The organism is Micrococcus sp. M4NT (assembly GCF_033790745.1).
Lineage (GTDB): Bacteria > Actinomycetota > Actinomycetes > Actinomycetales > Micrococcaceae > Micrococcus.
Genome location: NZ_JAMYEH010000006.1, coordinates 104122 through 121663, shown reverse-complemented (window position 1 = coordinate 121663; position 17542 = coordinate 104122). Strand labels below are relative to the sequence as shown.

16 protein-coding genes are annotated in these 17542 nt (G+C 72.0%); 11 read left to right on the top strand and 5 right to left on the bottom strand.

Annotated elements, in window-relative coordinates; genetic code table 11:
* Positions 1-3 precede the first annotated feature (3 nt).
* On the top strand, positions 4-1893 hold the full coding sequence (locus tag NJC10_RS11250; protein WP_413466399.1) for an ABC transporter permease: 1890 nt from the start codon (positions 4-6) through the stop codon (positions 1891-1893).
* Positions 1894-1930: 37 nt separating this feature from the next.
* Here NJC10_RS11250 and NJC10_RS05690 read toward each other — a convergent pair whose 3' ends face one another.
* Positions 1931-3418 (bottom strand): MFS transporter, encoded by a 1488-nt coding sequence (locus NJC10_RS05690; protein ID WP_319075143.1) that lies wholly within the window; start codon positions 3416-3418, stop codon positions 1931-1933.
* Between the two features lie 98 nt (positions 3419-3516).
* Between NJC10_RS05690 and NJC10_RS05685 the strand changes: the two genes are divergently transcribed.
* The 7 genes from NJC10_RS05685 (at position 3517) to NJC10_RS05655 (ending at position 9709) form a co-directional block, all read left to right on the top strand.
* Positions 3517-4041: a phage holin family protein gene (locus tag NJC10_RS05685; RefSeq protein ID WP_248115401.1), complete on the top strand. Its 525-nt coding sequence runs from the start codon at positions 3517-3519 to the stop codon at positions 4039-4041.
* The gene (locus tag NJC10_RS05680; RefSeq protein ID WP_319075141.1) at positions 4038-4925 is read left to right on the top strand and encodes an exodeoxyribonuclease III; all 888 of its coding nucleotides are present in this window, start codon (positions 4038-4040) and stop codon (positions 4923-4925) included. Before NJC10_RS05685 ends, NJC10_RS05680 begins: the two co-directional genes overlap by 4 nt.
* 70 nt (positions 4926-4995) lie before the next feature.
* Positions 4996-6045 carry a tryptophan--tRNA ligase gene (gene trpS / locus NJC10_RS05675; RefSeq protein ID WP_319075201.1) on the top strand — a complete coding sequence of 350 codons (1050 nt, stop codon included), beginning with the start codon at positions 4996-4998 and terminating at the stop codon, positions 6043-6045.
* Positions 6046-6245: 200 nt separating this feature from the next.
* The gene (locus NJC10_RS05670) at positions 6246-6956 is read left to right on the top strand and encodes an ABC transporter ATP-binding protein (RefSeq protein ID WP_248115503.1); all 711 of its coding nucleotides are present in this window, start codon (positions 6246-6248) and stop codon (positions 6954-6956) included.
* Positions 6953-8236 (top strand): ABC transporter permease, encoded by a 1284-nt coding sequence (locus tag NJC10_RS05665; protein WP_319075139.1) that lies wholly within the window; start codon positions 6953-6955, stop codon positions 8234-8236. The genes NJC10_RS05670 and NJC10_RS05665 overlap by 4 nt, the downstream gene beginning before the upstream one ends.
* A gap of 47 nt (positions 8237-8283) precedes the next feature.
* On the top strand, positions 8284-8967 hold the full coding sequence (locus NJC10_RS05660; protein ID WP_248115404.1) for a hypothetical protein: 684 nt from the start codon (positions 8284-8286) through the stop codon (positions 8965-8967).
* Positions 8968-9154: 187 nt separating this feature from the next.
* Entirely contained in the window at positions 9155-9709 is a 555-nt protein-coding gene (locus tag NJC10_RS05655; protein ID WP_319075136.1) for a hypothetical protein, read from the top strand.
* Positions 9710-9808: 99 nt separating this feature from the next.
* On the opposite strand, the gene NJC10_RS05650 is transcribed toward NJC10_RS05655, so the two are convergent.
* The 4 genes from NJC10_RS05650 to sdhC form a co-directional block, all read right to left on the bottom strand.
* A complete protein-coding gene (locus NJC10_RS05650) occupies positions 9809-10621 on the bottom strand; it encodes a succinate dehydrogenase iron-sulfur subunit (protein WP_248115406.1) in 813 nt (270 codons plus the stop codon).
* A complete protein-coding gene (gene sdhA / locus NJC10_RS05645; protein WP_248115407.1) occupies positions 10621-12408 on the bottom strand; it encodes a succinate dehydrogenase flavoprotein subunit in 1788 nt (595 codons plus the stop codon). The genes NJC10_RS05650 and sdhA overlap by 1 nt, the downstream gene beginning before the upstream one ends.
* A gap of 84 nt (positions 12409-12492) precedes the next feature.
* Positions 12493-12972: a succinate dehydrogenase hydrophobic membrane anchor subunit gene (locus tag NJC10_RS05640; protein ID WP_319075134.1), complete on the bottom strand. Its 480-nt coding sequence runs from the start codon at positions 12970-12972 to the stop codon at positions 12493-12495.
* A gap of 2 nt (positions 12973-12974) precedes the next feature.
* Positions 12975-13379: a succinate dehydrogenase, cytochrome b556 subunit gene (sdhC, locus tag NJC10_RS05635; protein ID WP_298714032.1), complete on the bottom strand. Its 405-nt coding sequence runs from the start codon at positions 13377-13379 to the stop codon at positions 12975-12977.
* 255 nt (positions 13380-13634) lie between these two features.
* On the opposite strand from sdhC, the gene NJC10_RS05630 reads away from it, so the two are divergent.
* The 3 genes from NJC10_RS05630 (at position 13635) to NJC10_RS05620 (ending at position 17451) form a co-directional block, all read left to right on the top strand.
* Entirely contained in the window at positions 13635-14783 is a 1149-nt protein-coding gene (locus tag NJC10_RS05630) for a mannose-1-phosphate guanylyltransferase (RefSeq protein ID WP_319075133.1), read from the top strand.
* A gap of 84 nt (positions 14784-14867) precedes the next feature.
* Complete coding sequence (locus NJC10_RS05625) at positions 14868-16127, top strand: amidohydrolase (protein WP_319075131.1); 1260 nt, start codon at positions 14868-14870, stop codon at positions 16125-16127.
* A gap of 181 nt (positions 16128-16308) precedes the next feature.
* A complete protein-coding gene (locus NJC10_RS05620; protein WP_319075129.1) occupies positions 16309-17451 on the top strand; it encodes a BMP family lipoprotein in 1143 nt (380 codons plus the stop codon).
* Positions 17452-17542: the final 91 nt, after the last annotated feature.

Sequence of the window (17542 nt, the reverse complement as noted above, 5' to 3'; positions counted from 1 at the left end):
GCCGTGGCCGCCTCCGCCTCCACCCCGCCCGCCCCGGACTCGCCCCCGACGACGGCGCCCGCCGCCGCCCCGACGACCGCCGCCCCGACGACCGCCGGCCCCCTGCGGCCCCCGATCTCCGCGGCCGAGAGCGCCGAGCGCGTGCGGGCCCGTGGCGTGCTCTTCTACGCCGAGCACACGTTGCGGACCATGCGCCGCTACGGGGCGGTCCTGATCGTCGGCGCGCTCGGCGAGCCGCTCCTCTACCTGCTCGCCATGGGCCTCGGGCTCGCCCAGCTCATGGGCGGCGGCGCCCCGCAGGAGGCCCTCGGCGGCGTCTCCTACGTCGCGTTCATCGCCCCCGCGCTGCTGGCCTCGGGCGCCCTGATGACGGCCTCCGTGGAGTTCTCCTACCCCGTCATGGGCGGGTTCCAGTGGCACAGGACGTACTACGCCGCGCAGGCCACCCCGCTGTCCCCGGCGCAGATCGCGCTCGGGCACCTCGCGGCCGTGAGCCTGCGGTTCCTCTTCCAGGCGGCCGTGTTCTTCGCGGTCATGCTGGCCTTCGGCGTGGTCTCGAGCCCGTGGGGCTGGCTGCAGGTGCTCACGGCCACGCTCGGCGGCCTGGCCGTGGGCGCGCCGATCATGGCGTTCGCGGCGTCCCTCACGGAGGACAGGGGCCAGTTCGCCACCCTGCAGCGCCTCGTGATCATGCCGCTGTTCCTCTTCTCGGCCACGTTCTACCCGCTCGACGCCCTGCCCGTGTGGCTGCGGTGGATCGGCTGGATCTCCCCGCAGTGGCACGCCGCCCAGATCGGCCGCGTGCTCTCCTACGGCATGGCCGAGCCCGCCTGGCTCACGGCCGTGCACCTGCTCGTCCTGCTCGCCCTCGCCGGCATCGGCACGTGGCTCGCCGTCCGCGTCTACACGCGCCGGCTCGGCTGGAGGCGGGGTGCCCCGGATCGCGACGCCGTCGCCGTGCCCCGCACGCGCACCGCCTCCCGCCTCGGGGGGAGGCCGAGCCCCGCCGAGGCGGCGTCGGCCGCCCGGCCCGGCGCGTCGTCGTCCGCGGCGGTGGGGTCGGCCGCGGACGCCGTGCCGCCCATGCCGCCCATCACGGTGCGCCGCGGCCCGCTGTCCGGCATGTACTCGGGGAACGTGCGGGCCGTCATGGAGCGGGCCCTCCTCTCCCTGAAGTCCAACAACTGGGTGGTGTTCTTCTCCGGCTTCTTCGAGCCGGTGCTGTACCTGGCCTCGATGGGCATCGGCCTGGGCACGCTCGTCGGCGACGTCACGGGGCCCGACGGCACGCCCGTCCCGTACGGCATGTTCATCGCCCCGGCGCTGCTGGCGGTCTCCGCGATGAACGGCGCGATCTACGACTCCACGTGGAACGTGTTCTTCAAGCTGCGCTACGCCAAGACGTACCAGACCATGCTCGCCACCCGGCTGGGGCCGCTGGACGTGGCCGTCGGCGAGATCGCCATGGCCCTGCTGCGCGGGCTCATCTACGCGGTCGGGTTCCTGATCGTCATGACGGTCGCCGGCCTGGTCACGTCGTGGACGGCCGTGCTCATGATCCCGGGCGCGCTGCTGGTGGCGCTCGGCTTCGCCTCCCTGGGCATGGCGGTCACCAGCTTCATGAAGACGTTCCAGCACATGGACTGGATCCAGATCGTCCTCATGCCGATGTTCCTCTTCTCCGCCACGTTCTTCCCGCTCAGCGTGTATCCGCCGGCCATCCAGGGGGTCATCCAGGTGTTCCCGCTGTGGCACGCCGTGGAGATGATGCGCGCGCTCGCGGTGGGTGTGATGACGTGGGGCACGCTCGGGCACGTCGCCTACTTCGTGGCGATGGCCGCCGTGGGCATGTGGCTCACCTCGCGGCGGCTGGGCGCGCTGTTCCTGCGCTGAGGGTGCCCGGCCCGGTGCCGCGCGTCGGTGGTGCCGCTCAGGCCGCGCGGGCCCGGGACCGACGGCGGCGCAGCAGGTCCGCGCCCGCGGAGACCAGCACGAGGGCCCAGCTGCCGGCCACCACCGCCAGCGCGCTGCCGCCCGCCACGCCGTACTCGTGGGCGGTGGGGGCGTGGCCCGTGCCCGCGAGGGCGGAGAAGTACACGCCGGTGACCATGGCCAGGCCGATCGAGGTGCCCACGCGCTGCGCGGTCTGGGCGACGCCGCCGGCCGACCCCGCCTCCTCGGGGAGGACGTCGTCCATCATGAGCACCTGGGCGCTCGTCATGATGAGCGCCTGGGACGCGCCCTGCGGGATGAGCAGCGCGGCGAGCGTCCAGAGGGGCCACGCGCCGTCGGCCACGCGGACGAAGGCGAGCATGAGGGCGAGCATGGAGGCCACGCCCAGGGCCGCGCCCGTGAACACGAACCACGGGCCGAACCGGTGCACCTGCGAGCCGATCCACGTGGAGGACGCCGTCACCAGGAGGGCGGAGGCCAGGGTGATCATGCCCGCCGCGAGGGCGGAGTGCCCCAGGCCCTGCTGCACGAACACCGCGATGACGGCGAACGCGCCCGGCATGGTGCCCATGTAGACGGAGGTGTGCAGGGTGGCGAACGTGAACGAGGGGCGCCGCAGCAGGGCCGGGTCCACCATGGGGTGGACCCCCGTGTGCGGGGCGGCGGCCCGCACCCGCTTCTCCCACAGCCACCACGCGGTGAGCAGGGCGGCCGCCACGGCCAGCAGCCACCAGGTGCCCGGCAGGATGAACGGGAGCATGAGGGACACGGTGGCCGCCCCCAGCAGCACGACGCCGACGGGATCCAGGGCGCGCAGCCCGCGCGGGACGACGGCGGCGGTCCGCGTCGGCGGGTGCAGCCACAGCACGCCCAGGAGCAGGGCGAGCAGCCCGATCGGGGCGTTGACGAGGAACGACGCGCGCCACCCCGCCTCCGGACCGAGCAGCCCCATGAGCAGCCCGCCCAGGAGCGGCCCCACCGCCACGCCCAGGCCGATCACGGTGCCGAACATCCCGTAGGCCGTGCCGCGCGCCCGCCCGGAGAAGGTGGACTGGATGACCCCGATGATCTGCGGGTTGAACAGTCCCGCGCCGATGCCCATCAGGAGCCGGGCACCGTTGAGCACCACGGGGCTCCAGGCCAGGCCCGCGAGCAGCGAGCCGAGGACGTACACCGCGATCCCGGCGAGGAACAGCGGCTTGCGGCCCCACAGGTCGCCGGCCCGTCCGGCCGCCACGAGGACGACGCCGAACGTGAGGGTGTAGCCCGAGAGCACCCACTGGAGGTCCGCGCTGCTCGCCCCCAGGCCCGCCTCGATCGCGGGCAGGGCCACGTTCACCACGGACACGCTCATGAGCGCCAGGAACATCGGCATCAGGAGGATCGCGAGCACGCGCCGCTGCTCCGGGGTGAAGTGGGCGTCTGCGGGGCCGGGCGCGGCCGCGGGAGAGGAGGTGGGGGTCACCGCCCAAGGATAGGGCCCGTGCGCCGCTCGATTCGGAGCGCGGCGCCCGCGTGCGGGATGATGGTGGCCAGCCTCGTCCGCCTCCCGTCAGGATCCCCATGTCCAGCAGCCTGCCCACCGGTTCCGCCGCTCCCAGCCGTCGCGCCCGCGCCTCCCGCGCGGGACTGCCCATCGGCTCCACCGCCTTCACGGTGATGATCATCGTGCTCCTGGTGGCCATCGTCTTCGCGGCCAACGCGAACGACGTCATCGGCTGGCTCGTGGTGGCCATCGCCGCGGGGTGGCTGGTCTTCGCGGTGATCGTGTTCCTGCAGCTGCGCGCGGGCGTGCGCTCGGCGGCGGCCACGGTGGACCGCACCGTGGACACGGTGCGCGCCGACGTCGCCGCCCTCGGCAAGCCCATGGTGCGGGGCGAGACCGTGGAGCCCGTGGTCGACCCGATGCGGGACACCAAGCTGGACCACTCCTTCAAGATCGTCCAGGTGCAGGCCCGCGTGGTGAAGGAGCAGCTCGCCGCGGAGGGCGGCATGGACCGCGAGATGGTGGACCGCGCCCTCGAGACCATCCACATCACCTCCGCCAACGCGCGGGACATGCTGACGGACGACGGGGCCGCGCGATGAGCGAGTCGACGCCGGCCGAGCCCGTCGTGCACGCGAACGCGGGCGCCCCCAAGGCCGACGGCGCGGTGCGCATCGCCACCGTGAACGTCAACGGCATCCGCGCCTCCCACCGCAAGGGCATGGTCCAGTGGTTCGCCGGCCGCCGCGTGGACGTGCTGACGCTGCAGGAGGTCCGCGCACCCCGCGCGATCACGGAGAAGCTCGTCCCCGAGATCGTGGGCGGCGAGTGGACCGAGGTCCACGTCGCGGACCACGAGGCCGCCGCGAAGGGCCGCGCCGGCGTCGCGATCGCCTCGCGCTTCCCCATCGAGGACGTGCGCGCGGGCATCAGGGACGAGCGCGGGTACTTCGACGACGCCGGCCGCTGGCTCGAGGCGGACCTGCGCCTGCCGGACGGCTCGCTCCTGACCGTGGTCTCCGCCTACGTGCACTCGGGCGAGGCCGGCACCCCCAAGCAGGACGACAAGTACCTCTTCCTCGGCGAGATGTCCCGCCGCCTGGCCGAGCTCTCCGCCGCCGGCCACCCGGCCCTCGTGACGGGCGACCTCAACGTGGGCCACACCGAGCGGGACATCAAGAACTGGAAGGGCAACCTGACGAAGGCCGGCTTCCTCCTCGAGGAGCGCGCCTACTTCGACCGCTTCTTCGGCGAGCTCGGCTGGGTGGACGTGCACCGCGCCCTCGCCGGGGACGTGCCCGGCCCCTACACGTGGTGGTCCATGCGCGGGAAGGCGTTCGACACGGACGCGGGCTGGCGCATCGACTACCACATGGCCACCCCGGACCTCGCCGAGAGGGCGAGCGGCGCCGTCGTGGACCGTGCCCCCAGCTGGGCCACCCGCTTCTCCGACCACGCCCCGCTCGTGGTCGACTACCAGTACTGACCCCCACCGACGCGAAGCATCGAGGCACGCCGTGAACACCCCCCAGAAGAAGAACACCGTGCAGGACGTCCTGGCCACCGACGTCTCCGCCACCGCCCACCTCACCGGCGCCTCCACGCGCCACCGCGTGCTCTCCGGCATGCAGCCCTCCGCGGACTCCCTGCACCTGGGCAACTACCTCGGTGCGCTCGTGAACTGGGTGAGGACCCAGGACGACTTCGACGCCTACTTCTTCATCCCCGATCTGCACGCCATCACGGTGCCGCAGGACCCGGACGCCCTGGCCCAGCGCACCCGCGTGGCGGCCGCCCAGTTCATCGCCGGCGGGATCGACCCCGAGCGCTCCACGCTGTTCGTGCAGTCCCAGGTCCCCGAGCACGCGCAGCTCGCGTGGGTCCTCACGTGCATGACCGGCATGGGCGAGGCCATGCGGATGACCCAGTTCAAGGACAAGTCCGCCAAGCAGGGCGCCGACGCCGCCGGCGTGGGCCTGCTGGCCTACCCCATGCTCATGGCCGCGGACATCCTGCTCTACCAGCCGCACGGCGTGCCCGTGGGCGACGACCAGCGCCAGCACGTGGAGCTCACCCGCGTCCTCGCGCAGCGCTTCAACCACCACCACGGCGAGATGTTCGTGGTGCCCACGGGCTTCTACCCGGAGACCGGCGCGCGCATCTACGACCTGCAGAACCCGACCGCGAAGATGTCCAAGTCCGCGGAGTCCCCGAACGGGCTGATCAACATCCTCGACGAACCGAAGGTGATCGCCAAGCGCATCAGGTCCGCCGTGACCGACGACGGCACGGAGGTCCGCTTCGACCGCGACGCCAAGCCCGGCGTCTCCAACCTGCTGACCATCCTCTCGGCCGTCACGGACACCCCGATCGCCCAGCTCGAGGAGCGCTACGTCGGGAAGATGTACGGCCACCTCAAGGTGGACGTGGCGGACGCCGTCGTCGAGCGCCTGAGCCCGATCCGGGAGCGCGCCACCGAGCTGCTCGCCGACCCCGCCGAGCTGGACCGGATCCTCGCCGTGGGCGCGGCCAAGGCCCGCGAGGTGGCCACCCCGGTGCTCCAGGACGTGTACGGCCGGCTCGGCTTCCTTCCTCCGCTCGGCTGAGGCCGCTCCTCCCTTCGTCGCGGCAGGATCATCCCCGCGGGGGAGGCGCCCGACCCGGGCCCTGTGTCACGCTGGGGCCGGCGCCCGCGACGGGCGGGCGCCGCCCGCCCCGTGCACGGGACGCGGGCCTCAGCGCAGAGGGAGAGCACGTGAGCCACACCGTCCACACGACCGCGGGGGCACGCCCCCCGGGTGATGCGATGCCGTTCGGCGGGGTCGAGCCGATCCTGGAGACCGAGAACCTGGTGAAGGTCTACGGTCGCGGCGAGTCCCGCTTCGACGCGCTCAAGGGCGTCACCCTCCAGCTGCGCGCGGGGGAGTCCGTGGCCGTCGTGGGCAAGTCCGGCTCGGGCAAGTCCACCCTCATGCACCTGCTCGCGCTGCTGGACCGCCCGACCTCCGGCGTCGTCGCGATGGACGGCCGGCCGGTCTCGGGCGTGAGCCCTGCCGAGGTGTCCCGCCTGCGCAACGCGACCTTCGGGTTCGTGTTCCAGCAGTTCTTCCTCAACGGGAACCAGAGCGTGCTGGAGAACGTGGTGCTGCCGCTCAAGATCGCGGGCGTGCCCCGCCGCGAGCGCCGGGAGCGCGGCATGGACGTGCTCGCCCAGCTCGGGATGGCGGACAAGGCCGGCAACCGGGCCACCGACCTCTCGGGCGGCCAGAAGCAGCGCGTGTGCATCGCCCGCGCCCTGGTCAACCGCCCCACGGTGCTCTTCGCGGACGAGCCCACGGGCAACCTGGACTCGGCCACCTCGCGGTCCGTGGAGGACATCCTCTTCGGCCTCCAGCGGGAGCAGGGCATCACCCTCGTGGTGGTCACGCACGACGACGACCTCGCGGCACGCTGCGACCGTCGGCTCGTGATGCAGGACGGGATGATCGTGGACGAGGAGTCGGGGGCGCGCGCATGAGGACCACGGACCTGGTGGGCACCGCGCTCGCCAACACGATGCGCTCCAAGCTGCGCACCTTCCTGACCGTGATCGCGATCGTGATCGGCGCGTTCACCCTCACCCTGACCACGGGCCTCGGCGCCGGCATCAACAAGTACGTGGACAACATGGTGGAGGGCTTCGGCGCCCCGGACGAGATGACCGTGACCAAGCAGGCGGACATGGGCAGCGGGTTCTCCATGGGCGGGGCGCCCTCCGAGTACGACCCCGAGGGGGCCTCCTCCGGGGAGATGTTCGGCATGCCCCTGCTCACGGGGAAGGACCTCGAGACGATCCGGGACACCGAGCACGTGACGGCCGTGGAGACCGCCCGCCTCGTGGAGCCGGAGTTCATCGAGGGCGCGGACGGCCGCCAGTGGGCCGTGCCCTTCATGGGAGCCTCGTACGAGATCGGCACGCTCTCCATGGCCGCCGGGCGTGAGCCCGCCGAGGACGCGGCCGAGGTCACGGTGCCGACGGACTGGGTCGAGGCGCTGGGCGGCACGGAGCCTGAGGACGTCCTCGGGCAGACGGTGACCCTGGTGGCCGCGGATCCGCTGGGCGAGCAGAGCGGGATGGAGGCGGAGGTGGTCGGCGTGACCGAGGCCGTCGCCTCGGGCTCGGGTGCCGGGCCGGTGCCCTCCCGCGCCGTCGAGGACCGCCTGCACGAGATCCAGACCGCGGGGCTGCCCGAGGAGCAGCGCGACACCTACTTCTCCGCCACGGTGACGGTGGAGGGCATGCCCGAGAACGAGGCGGCCGTGCAGGCGGCCCTCGCGGAGCAGGGCTACTCCGCCCAGACCCTCGAGGACCAGCTCGGCGTGATCCGAGGGATCATCGACGCGGTGACGTGGGTGCTCAACGGCTTCGCCCTGATCGCCCTGCTGGCGGCCAGCTTCGGCATCATCAACACCCTCCTCATGGCGGTGCAGGAGCGCACCCGGGAGATCGGTCTCATGAAGGCCCTCGGCATGACGGGCGGCCGGATCTTCGGGCTCTTCACCCTGGAGGCCGTGATGATCGGCCTGCTGGGGTCGCTGATCGGCATCGGGCTGGGCGTGGCCGTGGGCCTGACCGCGAACGCGCTGCTCACGCAGGGCGCCCTGAGCGGGGTCACCGGCTTGGTGCTGTACGCCGTCGAGCCGCTCTCCCTGCTGCTGATCGCCCTGCTGATCCTGGCGATCGCGTTCCTGGCCGGCACCCTTCCCGCCGCCCGGGCCGCCCGCAAGGACCCCATCGAGGCACTGCGCTACGAGTGAGCGGCCCCGCCCACGCCTGAGTCCACCATCCCCTGAGAGGAACCGACATGACGACCACCCCTCCCCAGAACCCGAGCCCCTACGGTGAGCCCGACCCGATCGACCGGCCCCAGTACTCCACTCCGGGCCAGTACCCCGCCGCAGGCCAGTACCCCGCGCCCAGCCAGGACCCCGCACCGGGCACGGCCCCCGGCTCGCGGTACGGCACCCAGCCGTACGCACCGATGGGCCAGGGCGGTGTCCTCCCCGAGCCTCGCCGGCACCGCACCCTGCTGACCCTCACCCTGGCGTCCGCGGCGCTGTGGCTGCTCGCGAACGTCCCCCCGCTCTTCGGACTCGACGACATGATGCGCGTGGTCCGCGAGTCCGTCTCGGCCGAGGGCGGCGTTCCGCCGGAGGACGTCGACAGGTTCGAGGCCTTCTTCCGGGCCTCGTTCATCGGCGGCGTCGTGGTGGCCCTGCTGATCGGCCTCGCCGTGTACGCCCTCGTGTACTTCGGCCTTCGGGCCGTGAAGAACTGGGCGCGGATCGTGGGCATCGTCGCCGCGATCCTGGGCACGCTCGGCGCCCTCGCCGGACTCCTCAGCTTCACCACGTTCCCCGGCCTCGCGGGCGTGATCGCGTCCCTGGCCAGCCTCGGCCTCCTGGTCGTGAACATCCTGTGGCTGGTGAACGCGTTCAGTGGCGAGGAGGCCGCCTACACCCGGCAGGGCCGCCCCGCCGGCGCCTGACCTCGGCGCTCGACCGTCGCGGACCCTCCACCCTCGCCCGCGCGTTCCGTGAGCGCATCCGGCTCCGCCGCGACGCACGGTGCTCAGCGGACCCCGGCCGACCGAAACGACTCCCGCACCGGAGGGGGAATCCCTGAACAGTCCCCCTCCTGTGCGGGAGTTGTCGCATCCGGGGGAGGATGGGGACATGCACGCGCACCCCTCTGACTCCTCGCCCGCGGGCGCCGACCCGGCGCCCGAGACGTCCCTCGACGCCGCCGCCGTCCACGACCGCGTGGTCCGCCGCCCGATCCGTCGCCTTCAGTTCCTGACGCTCGTGACGGGGGTGCTCAGCGCCGCCGCCACGGCGGGCGTGCTCGCCCTCCAGTCGGTCTCGGGCTACGCCCGCGCGGTGCTCGAGGCGCGTTCGTGGGGTGCGGTGGCGGTGACGGACGCCGACGTCGCCTCCTTCCTCACCCCGCCGGGGCTGCTGCCGGCCGCCGTCGTGGGGATCCTGGCGGTCACCGCGCTCCTGGTGTGGGGCGCGGCGCGCCTGATCGGCGCCACCCGCTGGGTCGGCACGGTGCTCGTGGGGATCGGCCTGCTCACCGCGGCCTTCTGGATGGTCGACGGCGGCCGCATGGTCGCCGCCGGAGGGGCGGGGCCTCTCGTGCTCGCGTCGGTGGTGGCCATGCTCATCGCGTGCGCGGCGTGGCTGTTCATCACGCATCTGCGCTCCACCCGCGACGCCTTCGACGGCTGAGCCGCGACGTCGTGGACGCAGAACGGCGGCCCGTCTCCCCGCGTGGGAAGACGGGCCGCCGTCGTCGTGGCGAGGCCCGGGAGCCCGGGCCTGAGCGGATCAGAAGGAGCGCGCCAGGATGGCGTTCTTGACCTCGGCGATCGCCTGGGTCACCTGGATGCCGCGCGGGCACGCGTCGGTGCAGTTGAAGGTCGTGCGGCAGCGCCACACGCCCTCCTTGTCGTTGAGGATCTCCAGGCGCATGTCGCCGGCGTCGTCGCGCGAGTCGAAGATGAACCGGTGCGCGTTCACGATGGCGGCCGGGCCGAAGTACTGGCCGTCCGTCCAGAACACGGGGCAGGACGAGGTGCACGCGGCGCACAGGATGCACTTGGTGGTGTCGTCGTAGATCGCCCGGTCGGCCTGGGACTGGTAGCGCTCCTGGGTGGGCTCGTGGCCCTTGGCCACGAGGAACGGCATGACCTCGCGGTAGGACTGGAAGAACGGCTCCATGTCCACGATCAGGTCCTTCTCCACCGGCAGGCCCTTGATGGGCTCCACCAGGATGGGCTTGGACAGGTCGAGGTCCTTCAGCAGGGTCTTGCAGGCCAGGCGGTTGCGGCCGTTGATGCGCATGGCATCGGAGCCGCACACGCCGTGGGCGCAGGAGCGACGGAAGGACAGCGTGCCGTCCAGGTCCCACTTCACCTTGTGCAGGGCGTCCAACACGCGGTCGGTGCCGTACATGGTCAGGCGCCACTCGTCCCAGTAGGACTCCTCGGAGGTGTCCGGCAGGAAGCGGCGGACCTTCAGGACAATGTCGAACGACTCGATCTCGCCGACGCCGCCCGAGGTCTTCTGCTCGGTCGGCTCGGCGACCTCGACGGTCTGCTCGGCCACGGGGGTCTCGGTCTCGTGTGCTGCGTGGCTCATCAGTACTTACGCTCCATCGGCTGGTAACGGGTCACGACGACGGGCTTCGTCTCGAAGCGGATGCCCTTGACGCCCTCCATCTCCGCGGTCTCGTCACGGTAGATCATGGTGTGCGCCATGAAGTTGGCGTCGTCGCGGTCGGGGTAGTCCTCGCGGTAGTGGCCGCCGCGGGACTCCTTGCGGCCCAGGGCCGCGAGGGTCATGGCCTCGGCGATGTCGAGCAGGTAGCCGAGCTCCATGCCCTCGAGCAGGTCGAGGTTGAAGCGCTGGCCCTTGTCCTGCACCGACACGTTCTCGTAGCGGCCGCGCAGCTCCTCGATCTTGGCCAGGGCGCGGCGGATGGAGTCCTCGTCGCGGAACACCTGCATGTCCGCGTCCATGGACTCCTGCAGCTCGGCGCGGATGTCCGCGACGCGCTCGCTGCCCGTGGCCGAGCGCAGGCTCTCGATGTGCTGGCGGGTCGGTGCCTCGCCGTTCTCCGGGAGCTCCACCCAGTCGGCGGTCGCCGCGTACTCGGCGGCGAAGATGCCGGCACGGCGGCCGAAGACGTTGATGTCCAGCAGCGAGTTGGTGCCCAGGCGGTTGGAGCCGTGCACGGACACGCAGGCCACCTCGCCGGCGGCGTACAGGCCCGGCACCACGGTGTCGTTGTCCTGCAGGACCTCGGCCTTGATGTTCGTGGGCATGCCGCCCATGAAGTAGTGGCATGTGGGGAACACCGGCACCGGCTCCGTGTAGGGCTCGACGCCCAGGTAGGTGCGGGCGAACTCGGTGATGTCCGGGAGCTTCTCGTCGATGTGAGCGGGCTCCAGGTGCGTCAGGTCGAGCAGCACGTAGTCCTTGTTCGGACCGGCGCCGCGGCCCTGGCGGACCTCCTCGGCCATGGAGCGCGCCACGATGTCGCGCGGCGCGAGGTCCTTGATGGTGGGGGCGTAGCGCTCCATGAAGCGCTCGCCGTCCGCGTTGCGCAGGATGCCGCCCTCGCCGCGGGCCGCCTCCGAGAGGAGGATGCCCAGGCCGGCCAGGCCGGTCGGGTGGAACTGCACGAACTCCATGTCCTCCAGCGGCAGGCCGGAGCGGTACGCGATGGCCATGCCGTCGCCCGTGAGGGTGTGGGCGTTGGAGGTGGTCTTGTACACCTTGCCGGCGCCGCCGGTGGCGAACACCACGGACTTGGCCTGGAAGGTGTGCAGCTCGCCGGTGGCCAGCTCGTAGGCCACGACGCCGGCCACGCGCTTCTGCGTGAACGGGGTGCCGTCGGCGCGGGTCGCGTCCTCGTCCACCATGAGCAGGTCGAGCACGTAGAACTCGTTGTAGAACTCCACGTTGTGCTTGACGCAGTTCTGGTAGAGCGTCTGGAGGATCATGTGGCCGGTGCGGTCCGCGGCGTAGCACGCGCGGCGCACGGGCGCCTTGCCGTGGTCACGGGTGTGGCCGCCGAAGCGGCGCTGGTCGATCTTGCCCTCGGGGGTGCGGTTGAAGGGCAGGCCCATCTTCTCCAGGTCGAGCACCGCGTCGATGGCCTCCTTGGCCATGACCTCGGCGGCGTCCTGGTCCACCAGGTAGTCGCCGCCCTTCACGGTGTCGAACGTGTGCCACTCCCAGTTGTCCTCCTCGACGTTGGCGAGGGCCGCGCACATACCGCCCTGGGCCGCGCCGGTGTGGGAGCGGGTGGGGTAGATCTTGGTGAGGACGGCCGTGCGGGCGCGCTGGCCGGACTCGATCGCGGCACGCATTCCCGCGCCGCCTGCGCCGACGATCACCACGTCGTACTTGTGTACCTGCATTCAGGTTTCTCTCTCTCGGTGTCTTGCGGGCGCGGTGGCCGGGGGGTCACGCCGCGCGAGCGGGGGAGGCGGATCCGGTGGGGATCAGCGGCAGATGGCGGGGGAGCGCTCCATGAGAGCGCCGGAGGCGTCCACCATGCAGGCGTCGAACGTGAAGATCACGAGGGTGCCCAGGATGATGATCGCGGCGGTGGCGATGTACAGGATCAGCGACAGCCAGAAGCGGACGCGGTCGCGCTCGGCGTAGTCGTTGATGATGGTGCGCATGCCGTTGGCGCCGTGCAGCATGGCCAGCCACAGGAGGGCCAGGTCCCAGAACTGCCACAGCGGGTGCGCCCACTTGCCGGCCACGAAGCCGAAGTCGATCCCGGAGATGCCGTCTCCCACCATGAGGTTGGTGAAGAGGTGCGTGAAGAGCAGGACCACGAGGATCACGCCGGACACGCGCATGAAGAGCCACGCGAGCATCTCGAAGTTGCCCTTGCCGCCCTTGGAGCGGGTGTACTTGGGGTCCAGCTTGCCCGAGCGGGGGGCCGCGAGGGGGGTCTCAGCGGTGGTGCTCATGATCAGTGACCTCCCAGAGCCAGGCCGAAGTGGCGGATGCAGAAGCCGAGGACCAGGACGGCCCAGACGGCCAGGACGATCCACAGCAGGGTCTTGTGGTGGCGCGTGCCGCCCTTCCAGAAGTCCACGGCGATGATGCGCAGGCCGTTGAGGGCGTGGAAGAGGATCGCGGCCACGAGGCCGGCCTCGCCGAGTGCGAAGTACCAGGTCTTGTATGCGCCGATGACGACGTCGTAGGCCTCGGGGGAGACCCGGACCATGGACGTGTCCAGGACGTGGACGAGCAGGTAGAAGAAGATGACGACGCCGGTGACGCGGTGGCCCACCCAGGACCACATGCCGCCGTGGCCCCGATACAGGGTTCCGCGGCCGCTCTGAGCCGGGGCCTGCGCAGTGGCGCTAGACACGGTTGATACCTCCAGGGGGAATGCACGATCCCTGGCCTGGGCAGGGTTCTGCCGGGGCGCGGGACGTGTGCGAGTGGATTCCTCCGACCAGGGTAGACCCTCGGGGGCCCGCCGCGCGTGCGGGCGCCGCCACTGTGACGCGTCCCGTCGGGCCCGCGGAGCCCGCCCCGGCGGCGCACCCCGCGGGCGCGCCCGGCGCCGCCGCGCCCGCGGGGCCGATTGGTGCCCCCTGGGGCGGTTTCGTACCCTGAGCCGGTGAGCACCGACCGAAACCCCGCCGCCGCGCCCTCGGACGCCGAGGCCCCCGCCCTGGCCCGCTTCCACGCCGTGATCCCCGCGGGAGGCGTGGGCACCCGCCTGTGGCCCCTCTCGCGGGCAGCGGCGCCGAAGTTCCTCCACGACCTCACCGGCTCGGGCCAGACCCTGATCCGCGCCACGTGGGACCGCCTCGCGCCGCTGGCCGCCGGGATGATGGTGGTGACCGGAGAGGCGCACCAGGACGCCGTGTGCCACCAGCTCCCGGCCCTGCAGGACGGAGACCTGGTGCTCGAGCCCTCGCCCAAGGACTCCGCCGCCGCGATCGGGCTTGCCGCGGCCATCCTCTCCCTGCGCGATCCGGACACGATCATGGGCTCCTTCGCCGCGGACCAGGTGATCGGCCCCGTGGAGGTGTTCCAGGACGCCGTGCGCCAGGCCGTGGCCACCGCCGCCACAGGGCGGATCGTCACCATCGGCATCACCCCCTCGCACGCCGCCACCGGCTTCGGCTACATCCGCCAGGGGCGCGCGCTGAAGGTGCCCGGCGCCCCGGACGCGCACGACGTCGCGGCCTTCGTGGAGAAGCCGGACCAGAAGGTGGCGGAGCGCTACGTGAAGTCCGGCCGCTACCTGTGGAACGCGGGCATGTTCGTGGCCCCGGTCGGCCTCATGCTCGAGCACCTCGAGGCGAACGAGCCGGAGCTGCACGCGGGACTCATGGAGATCGCCCACGCGTGGGCGACGGGCCGGCGTGACGAGGTCATGCAGCGGGTGTGGCCCACGCTCAAGAAGACCGCGATCGACTACGCGGTGGCCGAGCCTGCCGCCACGGCCGGTGACGTGGCCGTCATCCCCGGCTCCTTCACGTGGGACGACGTGGGCGACTTCGCCGCGATCGCCCGCCTGAACCCGGTGAAGGACGCCTCCGGCATCACCGTCATCGGGGACACCCCCCGGGTGTACTCGGACGACGCGTCCGGCGTGGTGGTCACGGACACGAAGCGCGTGATCGCGCTCATCGGCATCGAGGACGTCGTGATCGTGGACACCGAGGACGCCCTCCTGGTGACCACCACGGCCCACGCGCAGGACGTGAAGAAGGCCGTGGAGTCGCTCAAGGCCACCGGCGCCGACGACGTCCTCTGACGGCGGGCCCTGACGCGGGGCCCGGGGACGCCGGCGGTCACCGGGCGGGGACGTCCGCCCGCGCTGCGGGTAGGGTCCTGCCCCATGAGCACCTCCGACTCCGTCCTCCGCGACGCCCGCGCGCCCGCGGCCGTGCCGTCCGTGGCCGCGGTCGTCCGTGACCTCGAGGACGTGGCGGTGGCCGTGCGCCGCGAGCTGCACCGCCACCCCGAGCTCTCCTTCGAGGAGTACCGCACCACGGACCTGATCGTGGAGACGCTCGCGGACTACGGACTGAACCCCGTGCGCCTCGAGGGGACGGGCCTCTACATGGACGTCGGCGAGGGGCCGATCGTGCTGGCGCTGCGCGCGGACATCGACGCGCTGCCGGTGGAGGAGGAGACGGGGCTGCCCTACGTCTCGGTCAAGGACGGGGTGGCCCACGCGTGCGGCCACGACGTGCACACCGCCGTCATGCTCGGCACGGCCCTGTCCCTCGCCCGCATCCTGCGCGGCTCCACGCCCGACCCGCGGCTGCGCGCCGCCGCCGAGCGGGTGCGGGGCCGGGTGCGCATCATCTTCCAGCCCGCCGAGGAGCGCCTGCCCGGCGGCTCGCTCTCCGTGATCCGCCAGGGCGTGCTCGAGGGCGTGCCGCGCATCCTCGCGGCCCACTGCGACCCTCACGTCGACGTCGGCACGATCGGCACGCGCATCGGCGCCATCACCTCGGCCGCGGACACCATCCGCATCACGCTCACCGGACGCGGCGGCCACACCTCCCGCCCGCACCTGACCGAGGACATGGTGTTCGCGCTCTCGCAGATCGCGATCAACGTGCCCGCCGTGCTCTCGCGCCGCATCGACGTGCGCTCCGCCGTCTCCGTGGTGTGGGGCCAGATCGCCGCCGGCAGCGCGCCGAACGCGATCGACAACACCGGCTACCTCGCGGGCACCATGCGCTGCCTCGACGCGGACGTGTGGGAGGAGGCGGGCGAGCTCCTCGACGAGGTGGTCACGCAGGTGGCCGCCCCCTACGGCGTGGACGTGGGCCTCGAGCACATCCGCGGCGTGCCGCCCGTGCACAACGCGGAGGCGGAGACGGCCCTGATCGAGCACGCGGCGCGCCGCGAGCTCGGCCCCCGTGCCATCCAGCTCACCCCACAGTCCATGGGCGGCGAGGACTTCGCGTGGATGACGCAGACGGTGCCCGGCTCCATGCTGCGCCTGGGCACCCGCACCCCGGGCGGCATCACGTACGACCTGCACCGCGGCGACTACGTCCCGGATGAGCGGGCCATCGGCGTGGGCATGCGGGTCTTCGCGGCGGCCGCGCTCGAGGCGCTGACCGGGGGGGAGACCCTCTGACCTGGACCCCGCCCGAGGGTCCGGGGCACGGCGTGCGGACACTGAGAGAACATTGGGTAAACTCACGCGCATCGAGCGCGCGGGCGCTCGCCGTGCCCCGCACCGGCCCGTCCGCCGCCGCCGTCGCAGGCCTCCCCGGAGGTCCGCTCTCATCGCATCGCGCCTTCCGAAAGAGGACCCCATGGGCATCGTCTCCGCCTCGTCCGACCGCCGCCGTCTCCTGATCCCCGCCGCCGTGCTCGGCTCCAGCCTCCTGCTGGCCGGCTGCGGCGCCCCGCCGGAGGAGTCCTCCTCCTCCGCCGCCGGCTCGACCGGTGCCTCCGCCGAGGCCGCCGCCGGCTCGGACAACAAGGACTACAAGGCCTGCATCGTCTCGGACGAGGGCGGCTTCGACGACCGCTCCTTCAACCAGTCCTCCTACGAGGGCCTCAAGGCTGCCGAGGACCAGTACGGCATCGAGATCGCCGAGGCCGAGTCCAACGACGCGAGCCAGTTCAGCCCCAACCTGACCTCCATGGTCAACCAGGACTGCGACGCCGTCTTCGGTGTGGGCTTCATGCTGGGCAAGGCCATCCTGCCCGTGGCCGAGCAGAACCCCGACGCGCACTTCTACGGCGTGGACGTGACCGACGGCGACTTCACGGACAACGTGCAGAAGCTGACCTACGACACGGCGCAGGCCGCCTTCCTGGCCGGCTACCTCGCGGCCGCCACCACCGAGACCGGCACCGTGGCCACCTACGGCGGCGTGGAGCTGCCCACCGTGACCATCTTCATGGACGGCTTCGCCCGCGGCGTGGCGCACTACAACGAGGCCAAGGGCGAGGACGTGAAGGTCCTCGGCTGGAACCCCGATGCCAAGACCGGTTCCTTCATCGGCAACTTCTCCAACCAGGACGCCGGCAAGACCAACACGGCCAACTTCATCAACGAGGGCGCGGACATCGTCATGCCGGTGGCCGGCCCCGTGGGCCTGGGCACCCTGGACGCCGTGACCGAGGCCAACGACGGCGGCAAGGACGTCAAGGTGATCTGGGTGGACTCGGACGGCTACGAGTCCACCGAGGACGGCGAGGTCATCCTCTCCTCCGTGGTGAAGAACATGGGCCAGTCCGTCACCGACGTGATCGGTCAGGACCTCAAGGGCGAGTTCTCCTCGGACCCGTACGTGGGCACCCTGGAGAACGGGGGCGTCGAGCTGGCCCCGTTCCACGACTTCGAGGAGTCCGTCCCCCAGGAGCTCAAGGACGAGCTGAAGGCGCTCCAGGAGCAGATCGTCTCGGGCGAGCTGAAGGTCGGCTCGGAGTACTCCCCGGCGTCCTGACCGGCAGCCGCACCGGCCGCGGGGCCGGCCCGGACCCGTTCCGGGCCGGCCCCGCGCCGTGCGGGGCCCGTCCCCGGGCACTGACCAGCAC

Coding starts and splice junctions, on each gene's coding strand:
- NJC10_RS05665 (WP_319075139.1), top strand. CDS start 6,953: ATGAGGACCACGGACCTGGTGGGCACCGCGCTCGCCAACACGATGCGC.
- NJC10_RS05655 (WP_319075136.1), top strand. CDS start 9,155: ATGCACGCGCACCCCTCTGACTCCTCGCCCGCGGGCGCCGACCCGGCG.
- NJC10_RS05670 (WP_248115503.1), top strand. CDS start 6,246: ATGCCGTTCGGCGGGGTCGAGCCGATCCTGGAGACCGAGAACCTGGTG.
- NJC10_RS05680 (WP_319075141.1), top strand. CDS start 4,038: ATGAGCGAGTCGACGCCGGCCGAGCCCGTCGTGCACGCGAACGCGGGC.
- NJC10_RS05640 (WP_319075134.1), bottom strand. CDS start 12,972: ATGAGCACCACCGCTGAGACCCCCCTCGCGGCCCCCCGCTCGGGCAAG.
- NJC10_RS05620 (WP_319075129.1), top strand. CDS start 16,309: ATGGGCATCGTCTCCGCCTCGTCCGACCGCCGCCGTCTCCTGATCCCC.
- sdhA (WP_248115407.1), bottom strand. CDS start 12,408: ATGCAGGTACACAAGTACGACGTGGTGATCGTCGGCGCAGGCGGCGCG.
- NJC10_RS05685 (WP_248115401.1), top strand. CDS start 3,517: ATGTCCAGCAGCCTGCCCACCGGTTCCGCCGCTCCCAGCCGTCGCGCC.
- NJC10_RS05660 (WP_248115404.1), top strand. CDS start 8,284: ATGACGACCACCCCTCCCCAGAACCCGAGCCCCTACGGTGAGCCCGAC.
- NJC10_RS05650 (WP_248115406.1), bottom strand. CDS start 10,621: ATGAGCCACGCAGCACACGAGACCGAGACCCCCGTGGCCGAGCAGACC.
- NJC10_RS05625 (WP_319075131.1), top strand. CDS start 14,868: ATGAGCACCTCCGACTCCGTCCTCCGCGACGCCCGCGCGCCCGCGGCC.